Raw genomic sequence first — 17,190 nt, 5'->3', positions numbered from 1 at the left:
TGCCGCCTTCGGTGTGGTGCGTGAGCCCAGCCGACGAGCCGACGGATGAATCGCACACCGTGCGGCTACGCTGCGGGCCATGTCGACAAGAGAGGACCAGGTGTTCGATGCGGTGGTCCGACGCATCGCTGCCGGCGGGTACATCGACGAGGTGCCAGCCAGCCGGGTAGGGCTGCTCCGACCCGCGCCGCCTGCCGCAGTCGCGGAGGCCGAACGACTGGCCGGGCGATCACTGCCGTCGCTGCTGCGCCGGCTCTATCTGGAGGTCGGCAACGGCGGCTTCGGCCCCGGTTACGGTCTCCTCGGCCTCAGGGACGGACATCGAACTGGCGGCCTGGACGCGCTGACCGGACTCAAGGGCGGCGTCCTCACTTTGTGCGACTGGGGCTGCGGCATTAGCAGTGAACTCAACCTCGCTGACGGCGAGATTTGGGGCTACGACCCGAACCCGGCCCCGGACGGCGTGTCTTGCGCGTTCCCGCAGCACATGACGATCGTTGACTGGTTCTCGAAGTGGGTCGAGGGCACGCTGTACCAGCCATGGCTTGTTCAGGACCCGACGACCGGCGAGTGGCGCGGCGCAACCGACATCGAGTGCGCGGAGATGATCGAGGAGGCGTTTGGCCCCAGCGGCGAGGAGGACTGACCGCCGGACGCTGAGGGCGCAGCATGGTCGCATCCCAACGCCGCGCAGCGGGCACGGCTCGATCTCACGGGCCACACGCTCATGCCGCAGAGGTGTCGCAGATCAGTTGGCGAACACGTGTCGCGCATCAGCCGACGGAGGACAACCGGCTGCCGGCGATGTCGGGTCTCAGGACCTGCGTGACAGATCAGTCTCGGGACGTGGGTGACACGTCCGGCTAGACGATCTTCAGGTCAGGGTAATTGCTTGGGGGTCGAGCGGCTGGTTCGTAGCGCCCTAGGATCGGCGGGTGCTGGCTGATCAGGCAGGTCTTCCGCGGTTTCCCTACCACCCAGACCCGGTGGCGACGGGCTCGGTAGTGGCCGCCGAGGTGGTGTGTGCGTGTTGCGAACAGCGGCGGCCCTTCATGTATGTCGGCCCTGTGTATGCCGTCGAAGAGCTGGGCAGGAGGCTGTGTCCGTGGTGCATCGCGGACGGCCGGGCCGCGGCGATGTTCGATGCGCAGTTCACCGATGCGCATTGGCGCGTGCCGGAAGATGTCCCGTCCGATGTGACGGAGGTGGTTCTTCGCCGAACGCCGGGCTTCGCCGGCTGGCAGCAGGAGCGGTGGTTGCACCATTGCGGTGATGCGGCGGAGTTTCATGGCGAGGTCGGTGCGCGTGAGTTGGCCGACTTTCCTGACGCTGTGGAGCATCTGCGGTTGGAGATGGCCGGGTCTGGCTGGTCGGCGGAGGAAAAGGACTGGTATCTGCAGGCGATCGGCAAGGACGGCCTGGTCACCGCGTTTCTGTTCCGCTGCCGGCACTGCGGTGCTCACCTTGCGTACTCCGACTCGACCTGACCGCTGGGTTTGCGCCGCGAGGGTTCGGGCTTGCGAACCTTGAACCGGGCGACCGGTTTGACGGTCGTGCGGGGCACTTCGGTGAGGACCTGGTCGCCGTCGTGGACGCGGAAGGTGTTGTCGGCGGCTTCGACGGTGAGGGTGCGGCCGGCGTGGGCGATGCCGACGTGGATGCGTTGACCGGCGATGACCAGGGCTCCGCGGCAGCTGACGCGGCGTTCGACCCGCAGCGGTTCGGGTGCCGGGGTGGGTGGTGGTCCGGCGGGGCGGGCGTCGCGGATGCTGGCGGCCTCGGCTGGTGTCAGGGGGTTGGGCAGGCTGCGTAGCAGGATGCGGTCGGCGGTGATCTGCATGAGGCCGCGGTCGAGTCGAACAGTGACGCGCCTGCCGGCGAAGTGGTAGCCGACGGGGTGTTGCCGGCCGGCGAGGCTGATCAGGCCGGTCGCGTTGACGAGCCGTTCGATCTCGATCGGGGCGCCGGCTTGGACGGGGCCGGTGGTGATCGGTGGTGGCCCAGCTGGGACGCCGTCGTCGGTGAGGAGTTGCCGCAGGTGGTCGGGGGTGAGCCGGGACGGGACGGTCTTGAGTCGGACGCCGTCGATAAGGAGGTGGACGACGGTGGTGTCGGCCCAGAGGGTGACCGGGAGTCCGGCGCGGGTGGGGCTGAGCCAGAACTGTTGCCCGCAGACGGTGAGGTTGCCCGAGGCGGGAACGAGGCGGGTGACCTCCACGGCCAGGCCGACGTCGTCGCCGGTCGCCGATGGTGCTGCTGCTGCGGCGGTGACCGAGCTGGCGGCTGATGGAGGCGCCGGTGGTGGTGCAAGCAGCGGCTTTCGGGGTGCGGGGATGGTGGTGGCCAGCGTTGGCGGCAGCCGCAGGGGGATCTGCTCCCCGGCGGGCTGGGCGGTGAACCGGTCGGCCGGGAACGCCATCCCGAGGGACTGGTGCGGTCGTTCGCTGTTGTATTCCTGCCGGAACACCTCGATCGCTGCTTGAGCTTCCTCCGGGTCGGCCCAGACCTCGACGTCGTCGAGGAGTTCGCGTTGCAGGGTCTGGTGGAACCGCTCGACCTTGCCAGTGGTGGTCGGTGAACGGGGCTTGGTCAGCCGGTGGGTGATGCCGTTCTCCCGGCAGATCCGGTCGAACATCACCTCCCCGCCACCGCGGCCGAACCGGGCGGTGAACTGCTTGCCGTTGTCCGTGAGCACCTCCTCGGGCACCCCGAACCGTTGCAGGGCCTCGGCGAAGGCGAGACAGACCGCCCGGCCGGTGGCCCGACGGACCACGGCGGCGATGACGCAGAACCGGGAATGGTCGTCGACGCCAGTGACGACCTTCGCCTCACCACCGTCAGCGAGCTGGATGCCACCGACAATGTCGAGCTGCCACAGCTCCATCGGCCGGCCACGTTCCCACCGCCGATAGTCCTCCCGCCGACGTCGGCGAGGTGTCGGGTCGACCAGGCCGTGCCGGATCAGCACCCGATGCACCGTGACCCGCGACGGGATTGGGCCGGGGCAGTCACGTCGGCCGAGTTCATAGACGAGGCGACGGGCGCCCCAGCGGGGATGGTTCCGGCGCAGCTCACAGATGAGCGCCTCCACCTCCGGCGACGTTTGCCCTGGTGAGGAGCGCGGACGGCTGGATCGGTCGGCAAGCCCTTCCAAGCCCTCGTCCTGATACCAGGCCAGCCAGCGATGCACGGCCTGGCGGGAAACCCCGAATCGTTCGGCGACGTCCGTGACCGTGGATCCGGCAAGCACGTCCTGGACGGCTCGATACCGCTGTTCCATCACGCTCATCTCCACCAACACTCGGCGGAGTGTCACCCAAGTCCCGATACCGATGTGTCACGCAGGTCCCGAGACCGGACAACCGGCTGCCGGCGATGTGGTTCAAAGTTTCTGTACGTCTTCAAGGCGGCCCGCAACGGGCCGCACGCGCCGCCGCCTGGGCGCGCGTCCGTCGCTCCGCTGGCGCTCCGACTCCGGCCACGCGACACGCCCGGCGGCTGGCGCGGAAGCGTGAAGCCCAAGGGGCCGCCGCAGAACGACAGGGGTATTGAACGGGTGGGGTGGGCCGGCAGCCGGCCGGGCCGCGCGGCCACGAGCCCGCGCGGCGTAGGGGAGGGCACTCCGGGCGCGTCGGCGAGCTGCTGGCGGTCACGGGGTTGCGGCTAGTGCGCCTCCGGCGGGGGCGCTCCGGCTCCAGGATGGCCGGGGCTCCGTCGACGGGTCACGGTCCGTGGGTGGTTGCGGTAGGCCATCCCATCTGCCATCGACCCGGGCAAGCCGAGCAGACCACCGCCCGGCCCGCCAGCGTCCGAACCTGCGTCAAGGTCCGCTTGACAATGGCGGGCCGGGCGGCGGCCCGCTCCCCAGGAGGGCGGGTCGACGGCAAACGGGATGGCAGGAGCCGTATTACCTCGTTGCTAGATCTCTGGCTCGCTCAATGTGGTGCGCGATTGTTACGGAGCCCTTCCGAATGTCGTTAGCGGCGCTCGTGTAATCGACTCGGCCGTGGGCAACCCTATTTCGAAGATTCAGAACGCTCGTCAGTGAGTTGCGCTCGGAGTCGCTCAGTCCGGCTAGCTGAGCATAATGCTTGAATAGAACACCAATGGGAATATCGCGCTTTGCGTATCCTGAACTCTCGGCAACCGCAGCTCGAATCTGCGTCTCAAGTTCTCCCCAAAGAGTCAGGAAATTGGCGGCTCTAACCCTATCCTGAACCACGTGGCTAATTTTCTCTGCCTCGTTCGTTGCCTGCTTGGCACGAAAGGAAGCGAAGCCGGCCACGAGTGCCGACGCCGTTGCCACCATGAAGCTGATACTCGCCGCGATCTGGTCAGCACGGTCAAGCGGCATGTCGCCGTCCCAGCCGCCTGTGAGGAGATTGACGATGAGTGCAGAAACTGCTGTCGCTAGAGCGGTTACAACAACGGCAACGATTCGGTAGCGCCCCCGCGCCGCCTCTTTGCGGTCCAGCGCGGCAGCTGAAATTACCCCAAGCTCCATCAGGGCTGCCCGTAGGTCCGAGGAGGAGATTTCGCTAGCCCCCTCCTCTACCGCTCGGCTGGCGGCAAGGGACAGGGCCTCCGAGCGCAGCTCCATCAAGGTGTTGGCCAGGAGTTCCTTTCCGTCCTCTGAAAGCTGGAGGTTTGGGATCCCACGATCATCTACTGTCATGTCTGCGACCCCTTGTTGAAGAATGCGAGCGCCAGAGCACCGCACACTACGAATCCGATCGCCCCCCACGGTTCGGTCAAGTTGTTGGTGAAAAAACCGCCAACGAAGGTCGCCGTAAGGCTTCCGAGCATCCAGTTCCGGCGGTCAGCTGCCCTACCGGATTGGGCATAGCCGATGCGCTGCAAGGTTTCCGCGTCGTGGATCATTCCTGGCGTGATCATCGGCGGCGCGAGCCCGGGGTTGGCGGCGGCCTCAAGGCGGCTTGCCTCGTTGAGGAGCACGCGGCCGTGTTTGGCAAGAGCTTCGGTAAGGGCCTGATGGGTGGCACCATGAAGATCGGACGCGCCAAGTACGACCACATGCAATGCGTCGTCCTGTCTGGAGCTGGCGCTTCCTGCACCCGCTTGGGGAAGACCCTCCCCGGTCCTACTCTCTAGAGCTTTGTGCCCAGTGCTGCCATCCCTCGGTGCGACTTCATCAGTCACTGCGGGGCCTCCCGACGCCATGACTACCGTGGCCCTCGGGCGCTGGAGGGCGAGCGGTCATTGGATGACGCACCAATATGACGGTAGGCGGAACACCTCCGGGGTGTCGCCATAGAGGGTACAGCACGAGCACACGGACACCGAGCGACATCGTCCACTCAGGAAGGAAGAACGCCGCCAGGCCGGCCGCCGATGGCTGACGTGACCCGCTCAGAAGAGGCCGACGGCCCCGGTGTGGGCGATCCGCGAGGATCCAACAACGCGGCGCGCCTCCGGCTCGATGCTCACGCTTCGTTCTGCCGCCAGCATCCGCACAGCGTTCAAGGTTTGACCTGGACGGAAGATGGTGTCGAGAAGCGTGAACCGGCGCAACTCATCGAGGGTTGCGCTCTGCCCTGGAAGGTTCGCGAGATGTTCCAAAAGGAGGCGGCGAAGCGGCCCGAGTTGCGGCGTTGGTTGTATGGGGAGAGTTTCCTGATTAGGGTCTCTAGGGTCGCGGTAGCCAATTCCCTGATATGGATCAGCGCGCCAGATTGCATCCTTCATCTTCTCGACACCTTTCTCCGAGTTAGTCCCGTAGACCAGGTAGAGAAGGTTCTTGCGCTCGTCCGCCAGCTCGAAGTCAAGTACGTATTGGAAGCCAGCTTCGTTAAGTACGCGCCGGTACTGTGATTTGATGTATTGGGCCTTCTCGTCCTTGGGTTGGGCTTGCACGTCCCGCCATACGACCGGACCAAATACCCTATCGCCGTAGTGGCGAGGGTCGGAGGCAAACCTCCAGAACTGACTTGGCTGCATTGTCACGATTACTTCAGCGGCTCTGCTGTTGGCGGTCCTTACCAGGATCTCAAAGTCGACGGCCGAGCCCCAGGTATCGAGGATCAGGAGTAATGGTTTGTTCCACACCCGATGCTTATCAAGGAGAGGGAGTAGGTGATCCCTGCAGTTGCCTTTTTGGGGGTCAACCACCAATCCTCGCGCTGCAAGCTCAGCCCGGTCGAGTGTCCCGAGCTCACGTATAAGGACCGTGCTTAGGTGATCGACTCGCGCCTGATCCTCTTCTAGGAGCAGAAAACGACCTTCTCGGCCTGGTCGTGGTGGCGCGATGCATCCGAGGGCTGACCTCAGGGCAATAATCGGGGATCCGGGGGAGCCATCCTTGTATTCGCCCGGTCCGGAAAAGCCCTCAGCGTAGGTGACGCCCTTCGCTCCGTAAGCAGATTGGAGCAAGATGGGGAACCAGGCGTTGAGGTAACTGCGGTACACGAGGTGCTTCGCGGCTGTGTGTGGGTCTTTGTCCCATAGCACGTCGTCAGGCGTCGGCAAGGCTCCCCCTGTCTACGGTGCGCAGTTGTCTCGACACCGTATGACATGAAGTCTTGATCGGCCACCCCGCTATGCGACGGCTGGCATGGCGGGAAGCTGCGGCATCTCGTCCCAGGTCGCGCCATCAAGGTGGCGCCCGCCCGCCTTTGGCGTCCTGCCGCCCCACTGCTTGAAGAAGAATGCGACCTCGTCGGCTTGACACTGGTCGCGGAGGTCACGAACCCATGCTGGATCTACAGGCCGGGCGCCCACCCCTGACTCGCCTCCCGCGATGAGCCAATGGATGCCGGTCAGGTCGAGGGGAGCCACGGGGCCGAGAAGGGGCTCAGCGGAGATGAATCGGACTGCGGCCGGCACGGTCCTCAGATGATCGGTCCGATCAACCTCAGAGGCGTCCTCAACGCTGACACCCATCCAAACGTTGCTCGGCCAGGTCAGCCGCGGAGCAAGCTTCGCTAGCCGAGAAGCCCGCTTGGTGAGTACCTGGTAGGTGTGCTGGGGGGTTGCCGCCATGACTTCAAAGACTTGCTCGACGAAGTCGAAGGGCACCCTGGCATGGAACAGGTCGCTCATCGAGTTGACGAAAACGATCCGGGGCTCTCGCCATCGCAGGGGGAGTGCCAACTCGGCCGGGTGGGTGGCCACGCCGAAGCCTGGGCCGGAGGTGCGCGGGTCGCCGTCCGTTTGGTACTTGGGCGACCCCATGGCCTTCAGGCGCTTCGCAAGGGTGAGGGCGTAGCAGTGATCGCAGCCGCGCGAGATGCGGTCACAACCAGTCGTCGGGTTCCACGTGGCTTCGGTCCACTCGATGGAGCTCTTGTCTGCCATGACCACACTCCCTGGCCGGTTGAGCCGATTCTGTCGAACGTGCGTACGGATTGAAAGGCGTGGAGGCGATCTTTCTTGTCGGCCGGGCAGGATGAGCCGCATGCCCGTGCTCGGCTCGACCAACGCGCGTGGAAGGCAGCATGGGACGCGGCCAGGCCGCCACCAGGCCGTCGTGGGGCGATCGATGCTGGCTAGCCCACTGGCGACGACGTTTGTCCAGGTAGCGAGGCGTGATCGGCCCGACTACCAGGCCGGCAGGACTTCTCCTGCCCGTAGTTGGTTAACTGGTGGCGTTAGTAGTCCTGTGCGTCGAGCGCTCCGGGCTTCGTCGTGCCGCGAGCCCAGGTGGCACCACAGCGATGCAGACATCATCTCCGGTGTCCGAACCCAGGTGGTACTCCCGCTCATGTTCTTCGTGAGCACACGGGGACTTTCCGCCTGTCGCCAGGCCTTCCGTCGGTGAACTGCCGCATCCATCTGCATCGGATCCTCCAAACGCGCAGGCACAAGTCTATGCCGCAGGAGCGCCGGCGGAACGGCTGTCGACAGCAACGCTGACAGCAACGGCCCCGGACGGCAGCACGCCGATGAGTGCTGGCACGGACGGAGCTCCGAGCATCCAGCCGTTGCTGGACGGGTGGGGACGCGACGCACAGAGCTTGTAAGCGAGATGTCGCCGGTTCGATCCCGGCCGGGGGCTCCATTTTCACAAGGTGTTCCGGGGCCCATGTCGCCGCGGGACGCCGGGCTCCGTCAGCAGCGACACGACGGCGTGCCGCACGAGCGGTCAGGCGGGCCCACGGCTGTCGGCACCTGCGGGCTCCCAGAGCTGCACCACGTTGCCCTCCGGGTCTCGCAGGCTCGCGAACCTGCCGTTCGGATACTCCTCGGGGTCCACCTCGACGTCGATACCCGCACCGCGCAGTTGGTCGATCATCGCGTCCAGGTCCGCGACCCGGAAGTTGAGCGACCAGGAGTGTTCGGGGCCGCCGAAGTGCTCGGAGTCCGCCGGCATGGCCGCCAGGACGGTAGGGCCGGGTTTCTGCCACCAGGAAGACACGTCGTAGGACTCCGGTGCCAGGTCGACCCCGAGGTGCGTGGCGTACCAGTGGTTGATCCGGTCCGGGTCGTGGGCCCGGAAGAAGACGCCGCCGATACCCGTCACGCGTTCCATGATCTTCTCCCCCGCTGGGCGCTGTCAGGCTGAGCCTGCCGGATTCAGGCTAGAGAGAGCCCTGGCATCTGACGAGCAGCCATTCCGGCGAGCAGGAGCGAGAAGTCGCGGAGGTCGATGCCACGCGGACCGAGAGGCACTCGCCACGGCGCTCGGCCACTAATGGTCAGTCCCAGAAGTTGAACAGCAGCTCGCCGACGGTGGCCGGTGTCCAGTAGCCGATCTGGTCGTGTTCGGCGCGGTCGAGGGCGCTCAGGTCGGCCTGCGACAGCGGGATCCCTAGCTGATCGGCGGTGAGGACCCGGGCGTCGGACAGGGTGGCGAGGACAGGGGCGAGGCCGGGATGGTCGACGAACGTCACGGTGGCGTCGCCGACGGCTCGCGGGCGGGCGAAGGCGATGAACGGCACGGTGACGTGCCGCAGCACCGCGACGTGGTGCCGGGCAGCGGCGATGCCGACGGTGTGGAAGCTGGGTGTGACGCCGGCGGGGGTCACGCCGGCGATGGTGGCACCGAGGGCGCGGGCGGCGTGGTGACAGACGGCGGTGAAGGCCCTGACGTCCGCTCGTCCGCCGGGTGCGTGGAAGCCGGTGGCCCCGGGCGGCAGTCTCATGGTCGGGCTCCCTGGTCGTCGCGGCCGGTGCAGGCTATCCGGCGCCGGCGCCGGCGTGGAGGCCCGGCCACCCGACCCCGCCCACGCCGGATATCGATTGCCTGCTCGGGATGCCTGCGCCACCCTCTCCGCATGCTTGAGACGCGCGTCCTCGGCGAGGACGACTGGAAGGTGTGGCGGGAGCTGCGGCTCGCCGCGCTCACCGAGGCCGGGTACGCCTTCGGTGCCCAGCTGGCGGACTGGCAGGGCGACGGTGACCGCGAGGAACGCTGGCGCGGGCGGCTGGCCGTCCCCGGCTCGTACAACATCGTGGTGCTGCTCGACGGGCAACCGGTCGGGATGGCCAGCGGGATGCCGACCGCGCACGACGGGGTCGTCGAGCTGATCTCGATGTACGTGACACCCGGGGGACGCGGCCGGGGCGTGGGCGACCACCTCGTCCGGGCGGTCGAGCAGTGGGCCCGGCTGGCAGGCGCGCGGACGCTGCGGCTCGCCGTGGCGGAGGGCAACCCGAACGCGTGGGCCCTCTACCTGCGCAACGGCTTCCGGGACACCGGCGACGTCGGCGGCCTGATGCCCGACGGCGTGCGCCGCGAGCACATCATGACCAAGAGCCTCGCGAACGAGCCGTAGGGGCGGGAGGCGCGGGCCGCGCAGTAGGCTGACCAGCGATGAGTCGCGCCGTCGAGGAGTCCAACCGGGCGATGCTGCGCGCCCGGGACGCGATGGACCGGGCGTACGCGCAGCCGCTGGACATTCCCGCGCTGGCCCGGATCGCGTACGTCTCGGAGGCGCACTTCATCCGTACCTTCCGGGCCACGTTCGGCGAGACACCGCACCGCTACCTGCAACGCCGCCGGGTGGAACGCGCCATGTACCTGCTGGTAGGCACCGACGAGCCGGTCACGGAGATCTGCCAGCTGGTCGGCTTCGGCAGTCTGGGCACGTTCAGCCGGACGTTCCACGGCATCGTCGGTGAGTCGCCGTCGGCCTACCGGCGCCGCAAGACCGCGCCGACCGGCGTCCCGGGCTGCTTCACCAAGGCCTGGATGCGCCCGAGCAGCACCGCGGGCGAGCCGGCCACCGCCGCCAAGCCGGCCACGGCGGGCAAGAAGCCAGCCGCCGTGCTCAGCGCCCCCGCACCTGCCGCCGCACGATGACCCAGAGCCGGTCGCCGAGCCGGCTGCGCCGTACCCAGCGCAATCCGGCCAGCCGGCTCTTCGCCGGCGTACGCGGGCGCGGCGGCGCGGTGACCCGGGCGTAGGTGGCACCTGTCGACGGCCTGGTGAAGCCGGGCTCCAGCCGTTCGGAGGCGACCGCCAGCGCGGTGAACTGGGCGAGCACGCGGGGATCGGGCCGGCCGCCTCGGGCGGCGGTACGCAGATCCCGCTCCACGACCGGCCGCCGGATCAGCTCGGTGAGCGGCCCGTGGACGGTGTCCAGCAGGTCGGAGACGGCGGCGACGCCGTCGCCCTCCCAGATCCGGGTGGCCCGGGACGGCCCGGTGGCGGCGCTGACGAACGGCACGTCCGCCCACTCCGGTACGAGCCGGGCGATCAGCGCGGTGTGCGGCAGCCGTGCCCGCTTCTCGGCCGCGGTGAACGCGAAGCTGGCCGCGACGAAGCCCGGCGCCAGGAACGGGGTGACCATCCCGGTGGTGTACGCGGAGGTGCACCACCGGCGCATCCGCTCGACCAGGTAGAGGTAGTCGATCAGGTGCTCGTCGCGGAGGCCGATGTCGCGGGCGTGGGCCAGCAGGGCGGTGACCCGGTCCCGTTCGGTGGCAAGTGCCTCCGGTGACACCGCGGCGTTCGGCACGCCCGCCAGCAGCTTGGTCAGGCCCGCCTGCTCCGGGGTGGGCGCCGGGTCGGCGTCGGCCCGGGGATACCAGTAGCCGACGACCAGTTCGCCTGCCGCGCCGGTGAGGCTCGGCGCGCGTACCACCTCGGGCAGCCGGGTGCGCACGGCCGGCCGGGCCAGGTAGTTCGACGGGAACTGGTGGTCGTGCAGCGCGGCGAGCCGTCGCGCTCGTTCCCGGAGGCCGACGCCGAGGACGGCGGCCGGGGGAGCGGCCGGCACGAGGCGGTGCGGCAGCTCCAGGCCGCGCCGGTCCCGCACGAGCCGGACCAGCTCGCGGGCCACGTCGCCCTCGGCGGCGGTGTCGTCGTTCGTGGCCAGGTTCGGCGTACGGCCGGCGGCGACGAGCGTCGCGGCGATGAGCCGGGAGTCCTTCCCACCGGAGAGGCCGAGCGTCACCTCACCGTCGTGCAGCCGGTGCAGGCCGGCGACGGCCCGGGTCAGCGCGTCGGCGGCCCGGTCCAGCCGCTCGCCGAGCGGCCGGTCCCGGTCGGTGAGGCCGCTGCGGACCACGTCGTCGGTGGCGTACCGGATCTCGCTGGTGAGCTGCCAGCCGCCGTCGGCGCGGCGGCGGCCGGTGATCCGCTCGCCCGGCCGCAGCAGCCGGATGTCGGCGAGCGGGGAGAGGTCGCCGCCGAAGTGGCCGGTGAGCAGGTACGACGACCAGCCGGCCGGGTCGGGGCGGGCCTCGCCGTGCAGGAAGGCGGCGAGCAGGCCGGGCCGGGTGCACCAGGCGGTGACGCCGTCGGCGGTGCCGGTGAACACGCGGGCCATGCCGAGCCAGTCCTGTTGCAGGGCGAGGCGGTCGTGGCCGAGGGCGAGCAGCGCGAACGGCGGTACGACGTCGCGGTGCACGTCCGCGCCGGTGAGCAGGTGGCGGGCGAGCGTCACCGGGTCGTCGCCGTCGACGCCGACCGGGATGCCCACCGAGACGGCGGTGACGTCGTCGTCGCCGGCGACGGGCGGCCACCGGTAGCCGCCCGGGTCGGAGGGGTGCAGCACCAGCACCCCCGAGTCGGTGCCGCCGAGGTGCCGGCGGTGCCAGCTCTCCGGCACCAGCTCGGCGGCGGCGCTGTGGAACCGGGCGACGGCGGCGTCACCACGGGACCGCGGGAGGGCGCTCGTGGCGGCCCAGGCCAACATCAACTGCATCGACTTCCCCCGATGTCGTCGCGAAGACGTTAACAGCGGGTGACGAGGTGGTGTCCCCGTCTGGACAAACGACGCAAGCCGGACCAGGGTGCCGGGCCGCAGGACTGCGCGGTTTTGGATAAGCAGCAGGCCGGGGCGCTGCTCTAGCGTCGTCGGCATGACGATGCTTTCGACTTCCCGCTCCCAGATCTACGTGCTCGACCAGGACGAGGCGCTCGACTTCTACGTCGGCAAGCTCGGCCTGGAGGTCAGCCTCGACCAGGATCTCGGTTTCATGCGCTGGCTCACCGTGCACGTGCCCGGCGACGCGGGCCGGGAGATCCTGCTGGAGAAGCCGGGCCCGCCGGCGCTGGACCCGAAGACCGCCGAGCAGGTCCGGGAACTGCTCACCAAGGGCGCCGCGGGCGGGTTCCTGTTCTTCACCACCGACGACGCGCACAAGACGTACGCGGACCTGGTCGCGAAGGGCGTCGAGGTGACCGACGAGCCGACCGACCAGCCGTACGGCATCGACTTCGGCATCCGCGACCCCTTCGGCAACCGCATCCGGATCGGGCAGATGCGCCAGGGGCAGTGAGCGGCGGGCCATCCGGACGGCGGGCGGCGGGCTAGTCTCGCGGTCCCCGACCGTGGAGGTGCCGATGCCCAGCCGCCTGCTCTACCTGGTCCGTCACGGCGAGCAGGACCGGCCGGAGGAGGAGGCGGACACCGGGCTGTCGGAGCGAGGGCGGCGGCAGGCGACGCTGCTGGGCGAGCGGCTGCGCGGCACGCGCTTCGCCGCCGTGCATCATGGGCCGGCCCGCCGGGCCGCGGAGACCGCCGCGCTGGTCGCGGCGTCGCTGCCAGATGTTCCGGTACGCGAGGACGACCGCGCCGGCGACCACCTGCCGCACGACACCGACCCGGCCGGCCTGCCGGAGTCGTACGCGGCGTTCCTGGCCGGTTTCTCCGAGCGGGAGCGGCGCGACGGACCGCGCGTGACAGCGGAGGCGGTGGCGCGGTTCGCCGCCGCCCCCGCGGAGGGTGACGTACGCGAGCTGGTCGTCACCCACAACTTCCTGGTCGCGTGGCTGGTGCTGCACGCGGTGGACGCGCCGGCGCGCCGGTGGATCGGGCTGAACCAGCAGAACTGCGGGCTGACGGTGATCCGCTACAGCTCGGGCGGCCCGCCGGCGCTCATCGCGTTCAACGACGTCGCCCACCTGCCGCCCGAGCTGCGTGCCACCGGCCTGCCCGGCGACTACCGGATCTGACTCAGGCGATCAGCTTCACCACGGCGTCGGCCACGGCGCGGGCGGACTGCGGGTTCTGGCCGGTCACCAGCCGCCCGTCGACCACCACGTGCTCGGTGAAGTCCGGCGCCGGTACGTGCTGCGCGCCCGCCTCGCCGAGCTTGTCGGCGAGCAGGAACGGCACCTCGTCGGTGAGGCCGACGGCCGCCTCCTCGCTGTTCGTGAACCCGGCCACCCGCTTGCCGGCGATCAGCCGGGAGCCGTCGGTGAGGGTGAGGTTCACCAGCGCCGACGGGCCGTGGCAGACGGCGGCCACCACGCCGCCGCGCTCGTACACCGAGCGGGCGATCCGGGCCAGGTCGGGGTCGTCGGGGAAGTCCCACATGGTGCCGTGGCCGCCGGCGAAGAGGATCACGTCGTACCCGGCCGGGTCGACGTCGGCGGCCTTCGGGGTGTCGGTGACGCCGGCGGTGGCGAGGAAGTCGTTCTGGGTGCTGTCGTTCTCGTCCCGCCCGTCTACGGGCGGCTCCCCGCCGGCCACGGAGACGAGGTCGACGTCGTACCCGGCGGCCCGGAACACCTCCCACGGCTCGGCGGCCTCGCCGACGTAGTAGCCGGTCGAGCGGCCGGTGCGGCCCAGCTCGGAGTGACTGGTCAGGGCGATGAGTGCGCGAGTCATGCCTTCCATGCTGGCCCGGCCGCCCGCCGGCCGGCCATAGGCCGATGTCACAGCCGGAACGGGTTTGAAATCGGGCCGGGTCAGCCGGTGGCGCCGTTGATCAGGTCCACCACCTGCGCGGTGACGGCCGGCGGCGTGGTCTCCGGCGGGCAGTCGACGTAGCCGACCTGGTTCGGCCCGATGGTGAGCCGATAGGTGAACGCGTCGGCGCACATGGTCGGCGGGACGGTGGCGGCGGCCTCGGTGGCCAGCCGGGGGTCGGCCGCGAGTTGCCGCAGCCGGGTGAGCTTCTCCGCGCCGAGTTGTCCCTCGTGGGAGGCGCCGGCGCGGTCGGTCCTCGTCCAGTGGCCGTCCGGCCCGACCCGGACGGTGTCGGACAGCCCGGCGATGCCTCCCGACTTCTCGAGCACGACCTCGGAGACGAGCGGCGGGGGCCCGTCCGTGACGACGGGTGGCGCGTCGGTGCGGGCGCAGCCGGCGAGCGGGACGAGAAGGGCGGCGACGGCCGCCACGGCGGGGGCAGCTCTCATATCGGTTCGGACGCGCGACGGGACCACCCGGTTCCGGGTCACCGCTCCTCCTCATCCGTTCGGTCAGTGTCTCCGGCGGGTTCTCGCCAGCCTCTTTCACGTTCTTCGATGTATCGCTATATCTACATCAGTGACTACCCCCGTCACAACTTCGCCTTCCAGGAGGGCCCGTGAAAAGATCCGTCGCCGCCGTCAGCGCAGCGCTGCTCACCAGCAGCGTGCTGGCCTGCGTCACCACCTCGGCGCAAGCGGCAGCGCCAACCGCCCCCAGCCCTGAGACCTCTGCCGCAGCCAAGGCCGCGAGCCTGCTGCGCGCCAACCCCGGCGTCGTCCAGGGCGCCGGCGGTGAGGCCTATCAGGCCGTCCGCACCAAGGTCGACCCCTCCGGGGCCGCGCACACCCGGTACAGCCGGACCTACCAGGGTCTGCGGGTGTACGGCGGTGACTTCGTCATCCACACCGCCCCGAACGGCACCCTGACCAGCGCGTCGGTCAGCCTGTCCGCACCGCTGACCCTGAGCACCACCGCGAAGGTCGGCGCGGACGCGGCCAAGGCCAGCGCCCGCAAGACGTTCTCCGGTTCGCTCACCTCGGTCGGCGCGCCGGAGCTGTTCGTCGACGCCAGCAGCGGCAAGGGCCGCCTCGCCTGGGAGACCGTCGCGACCGGCTGGAAGGCGGACAAGCAGACGCCGTCGAAGCTGCACGTCATCACCGACGCCACCACCGGCAAGGTGATCGGCTCGTACGACGAGATCGAGTCGGTGGCCGGCACCGGCCAGGGCATCTACACCGGCTCGGTCACCATCGACACCACGCTCTCCGGCAGCACGTACCAGATGATCGACCCGGTACGCGGCAACGGCCGTACCTGCGACATGAACAACGGGACCTCCACCTGCACCACGTTCACCGACGCGGACAACGCGTGGGGCAACGGCGCCACCTCGAACCGGCAGTCGGCCGCCGTGGACGCGCACTTCGGCGCCGCAAAGACGTTCGACTACTTCAAGAACGTGCACGGCCGCAACGGCATCTTCGGCAACGGCCAGGGCGTGCCGAGCCGGGTGCACTACGGCAACAACTACGTCAACGCGTTCTGGGACGGCTCCCAGATGACCTACGGCGACGGCTCGGGCAACTCCCGCCCGCTGGTCTCGCTGGACGTGGCCGGGCACGAGATGAGCCACGGCGTCACCGAGGCGCTGGCCGGGCTGGTCTACTCCGGCGAGTCCGGTGGCCTCAACGAGTCCACCAGCGACATCTTCGGCAACATGGTGGAGTTCTACGCCGCCGCGCCGAGCGACCCGGGTGACTACCAGGTCGGTGAGAAGATCAACATCAACGGCAACGGTACGCCGCTGCGCTACATGTACAACCCGTCGCTGGACGGCTCGTCCGACTCCTGCTGGTCCACCAGCACGAAGAACAAGGACGTGCACTACTCCTCCGGCGTCGGCAACCACTTCTTCTTCAACCTCGCCGAGGGCACCGGCGCCACCGCGTACGGCACCTCGCCGGTCTGCGGCTCGGCCCCGGCCGTGACCGGCATCGGCCGCGCCAAGGCGGAGAAGATCTGGTACCGGGCGCTCGACGTGTACTTCACCTCGAACACCTCGTACGTCAACACCAGCAACCCGGCCAACACCGCTCGCGCGTACACCCTGCGGGCCGCTACCGACCTGTACGGCAACTGCTCCACCGAGTACAAGACCGTCCAGGCCGCGTGGACCGCGGTGAACGTGGCGGGCAACGACGCGCCGTGCAGCTCGACCGGCAACGACTTCTCCGTCTCGCTCTCGCCGACCTCCGGGTCGGTCACCGCGGGCGGATCGGCCTCGGCCACCGTCGGCACCTCCACCACCAGCGGCACCGCGCAGACCGTGACGTTCTCCGCGTCCGGCCTGCCGACCGGCGCCACCGCGTCGTTCAGCCCCACCTCGGTGACCTCGGGCGGCTCGTCCACGCTCACCATCGCCACCAGCTCCAGCACCCCGGCCGGCACCTACTCGGTGACAGTCACCGGCAGCGCGGCGTCGGGCACGAAGACCGCCACGTACTCGCTGACCGTGAGCAGCGTCGGCGGCGGCTGCACCGGCGCCGGCCAGAAGCTCGGCAACCCCGGCTTCGAGTCCGGCAACACGGTCTGGGCCACCACCTCCGGCGTGATCGGCCAGTACGGCTCGCAGGGCCAGCCGACCCGCACCGGTACGTGGAACGCGTGGCTGAACGGCTACGGCAGCACCCGCACCGACACGCTGTCGCAGTCGGTGAGCCTGCCGAGCGGCTGCTCCGCGTACTCCCTCTCGTTCTGGCTGCACATCGACTCGGCCGAGAGCACCAGCAGCGTTCAGTACGACAAGCTGAACGTGCAGGTGCTCAACTCGTCCGGCTCGGTGCTGGCCACGCTGGCGACCTACTCGAACCTGAACAAGGCCAGCGGCTACAGCCAGAAGTCGTTCAACCTGGCCGCCTACGCCGGGCAGACCGTCACGCTGAAGTTCACCGGCACCGAGGACAGCTCGCTGCAGACCTCGTTCGTGATCGACGACACCGCGCTCAACGTCTCCTGACCTGACCGCCGATCCCGGGGCCCGGCGGCCACCCCACGCGGGTGGCCGGCGGGCCCCGGCCGTTACGGT

17 protein-coding genes are annotated in these 17,190 nt (G+C 69.2%); 7 read left to right on the top strand and 10 right to left on the bottom strand.

Annotation, left to right across the window (positions count from 1 at the left end):
* The first annotated feature begins 79 nt into the window (after positions 1–79).
* Together O7546_RS26710 and O7546_RS26705 are read left to right on the top strand one after the other, a co-directional pair.
* On the top strand, positions 80–646 hold the full coding sequence (locus O7546_RS26710) for a hypothetical protein (RefSeq protein WP_281600159.1): 567 nt from the start codon (positions 80–82) through the stop codon (positions 644–646).
* 289 nt (positions 647–935) lie between these two features.
* On the top strand, positions 936–1,487 hold the full coding sequence (locus O7546_RS26705; protein ID WP_281600158.1) for a CbrC family protein: 552 nt from the start codon (positions 936–938) through the stop codon (positions 1,485–1,487).
* Here O7546_RS26705 and O7546_RS26700 read toward each other — a convergent pair.
* The 7 genes from O7546_RS26700 to O7546_RS26670 form a co-directional block, all read right to left on the bottom strand.
* Positions 1,460–3,289: an IS481 family transposase gene (locus O7546_RS26700; protein WP_281600157.1), complete on the bottom strand. Its 1,830-nt coding sequence runs from the start codon at positions 3,287–3,289 to the stop codon at positions 1,460–1,462. The genes O7546_RS26705 and O7546_RS26700 overlap by 28 nt on opposite strands.
* 618 nt (positions 3,290–3,907) lie before the next feature.
* The gene (locus O7546_RS26695; RefSeq protein WP_281600156.1) at positions 3,908–4,675 is read right to left on the bottom strand and encodes a hypothetical protein; all 768 of its coding nucleotides are present in this window, start codon (positions 4,673–4,675) and stop codon (positions 3,908–3,910) included.
* Positions 4,672–5,040 (bottom strand): hypothetical protein, encoded by a 369-nt coding sequence (locus tag O7546_RS26690; protein ID WP_281600155.1) that lies wholly within the window; start codon positions 5,038–5,040, stop codon positions 4,672–4,674. Before O7546_RS26690 ends, O7546_RS26695 begins: the two co-directional genes overlap by 4 nt.
* A 330-nt stretch (positions 5,041–5,370) precedes the next feature.
* A complete protein-coding gene (tcmP, locus tag O7546_RS26685) occupies positions 5,371–6,426 on the bottom strand; it encodes a three-Cys-motif partner protein TcmP (protein ID WP_281601187.1) in 1,056 nt (351 codons plus the stop codon).
* 129 nt (positions 6,427–6,555) lie between these two features.
* Complete coding sequence (locus O7546_RS26680; protein WP_281600154.1) at positions 6,556–7,314, bottom strand: phage Gp37/Gp68 family protein; 759 nt, start codon at positions 7,312–7,314, stop codon at positions 6,556–6,558.
* Between the two features lie 787 nt (positions 7,315–8,101).
* Positions 8,102–8,488, bottom strand: coding sequence for a VOC family protein (locus tag O7546_RS26675; RefSeq protein WP_194801902.1), 387 nt, complete (start codon positions 8,486–8,488; stop codon positions 8,102–8,104).
* 166 nt (positions 8,489–8,654) lie between these two features.
* Positions 8,655–9,101: a hypothetical protein gene (locus O7546_RS26670; protein WP_194801901.1), complete on the bottom strand. Its 447-nt coding sequence runs from the start codon at positions 9,099–9,101 to the stop codon at positions 8,655–8,657.
* A gap of 132 nt (positions 9,102–9,233) precedes the next feature.
* On the opposite strand from O7546_RS26670, the gene O7546_RS26665 reads away from it, so the two are divergent.
* Both O7546_RS26665 and O7546_RS26660 read left to right on the top strand, forming a co-directional pair.
* Positions 9,234–9,734 carry a GNAT family N-acetyltransferase gene (locus O7546_RS26665; RefSeq protein ID WP_281600153.1) on the top strand — a complete coding sequence of 167 codons (501 nt, stop codon included), beginning with the start codon at positions 9,234–9,236 and terminating at the stop codon, positions 9,732–9,734.
* 38 nt (positions 9,735–9,772) lie between these two features.
* Positions 9,773–10,261 carry an AraC family transcriptional regulator gene (locus tag O7546_RS26660; protein ID WP_194801899.1) on the top strand — a complete coding sequence of 163 codons (489 nt, stop codon included), beginning with the start codon at positions 9,773–9,775 and terminating at the stop codon, positions 10,259–10,261.
* Here the strand turns inward: O7546_RS26660 and O7546_RS26655 are convergent.
* The gene (locus tag O7546_RS26655) at positions 10,230–12,110 is read right to left on the bottom strand and encodes a hypothetical protein (protein ID WP_194801898.1); all 1,881 of its coding nucleotides are present in this window, start codon (positions 12,108–12,110) and stop codon (positions 10,230–10,232) included. The two genes, O7546_RS26660 and O7546_RS26655, sit on opposite strands and share 32 nt — an antisense overlap.
* Before the next feature lie 157 nt (positions 12,111–12,267).
* On the opposite strand from O7546_RS26655, the gene O7546_RS26650 reads away from it, so the two are divergent.
* Entirely contained in the window at positions 12,268–12,687 is a 420-nt protein-coding gene (locus O7546_RS26650; protein ID WP_194801897.1) for a VOC family protein, read from the top strand.
* A 64-nt stretch (positions 12,688–12,751) separates the two neighbouring features.
* Positions 12,752–13,363 carry a histidine phosphatase family protein gene (locus tag O7546_RS26645; RefSeq protein WP_281600152.1) on the top strand — a complete coding sequence of 204 codons (612 nt, stop codon included), beginning with the start codon at positions 12,752–12,754 and terminating at the stop codon, positions 13,361–13,363.
* Position 13,364: 1 nt separating this feature from the next.
* On the opposite strand, the gene O7546_RS26640 is transcribed toward O7546_RS26645, so the two are convergent.
* Together O7546_RS26640 and O7546_RS26635 are read right to left on the bottom strand one after the other, a co-directional pair.
* Positions 13,365–14,021, bottom strand: a complete 657-nt coding sequence (locus O7546_RS26640; RefSeq protein WP_228532484.1) for a type 1 glutamine amidotransferase domain-containing protein — start codon at positions 14,019–14,021, stop codon at positions 13,365–13,367.
* A gap of 80 nt (positions 14,022–14,101) precedes the next feature.
* The gene (locus tag O7546_RS26635; protein ID WP_269697753.1) at positions 14,102–14,533 is read right to left on the bottom strand and encodes a hypothetical protein; all 432 of its coding nucleotides are present in this window, start codon (positions 14,531–14,533) and stop codon (positions 14,102–14,104) included.
* A 188-nt stretch (positions 14,534–14,721) separates the two neighbouring features.
* Here O7546_RS26635 and O7546_RS26630 point away from each other — a divergent pair, with 188 nt between their 5' ends.
* Positions 14,722–17,121, top strand: coding sequence for a M4 family metallopeptidase (locus O7546_RS26630; protein ID WP_281600151.1), 2,400 nt, complete (start codon positions 14,722–14,724; stop codon positions 17,119–17,121).
* Positions 17,122–17,190 lie beyond the last annotated feature (69 nt).

The organism is Micromonospora sp. WMMA1976, from assembly GCF_027497335.1.
GTDB lineage: Bacteria > Actinomycetota > Actinomycetes > Mycobacteriales > Micromonosporaceae > Micromonospora > Micromonospora aurantiaca.
The sequence above is the reverse complement of the archived record's forward strand: the minus strand, read 5'-3'. Positions and strand labels throughout refer to the sequence as shown.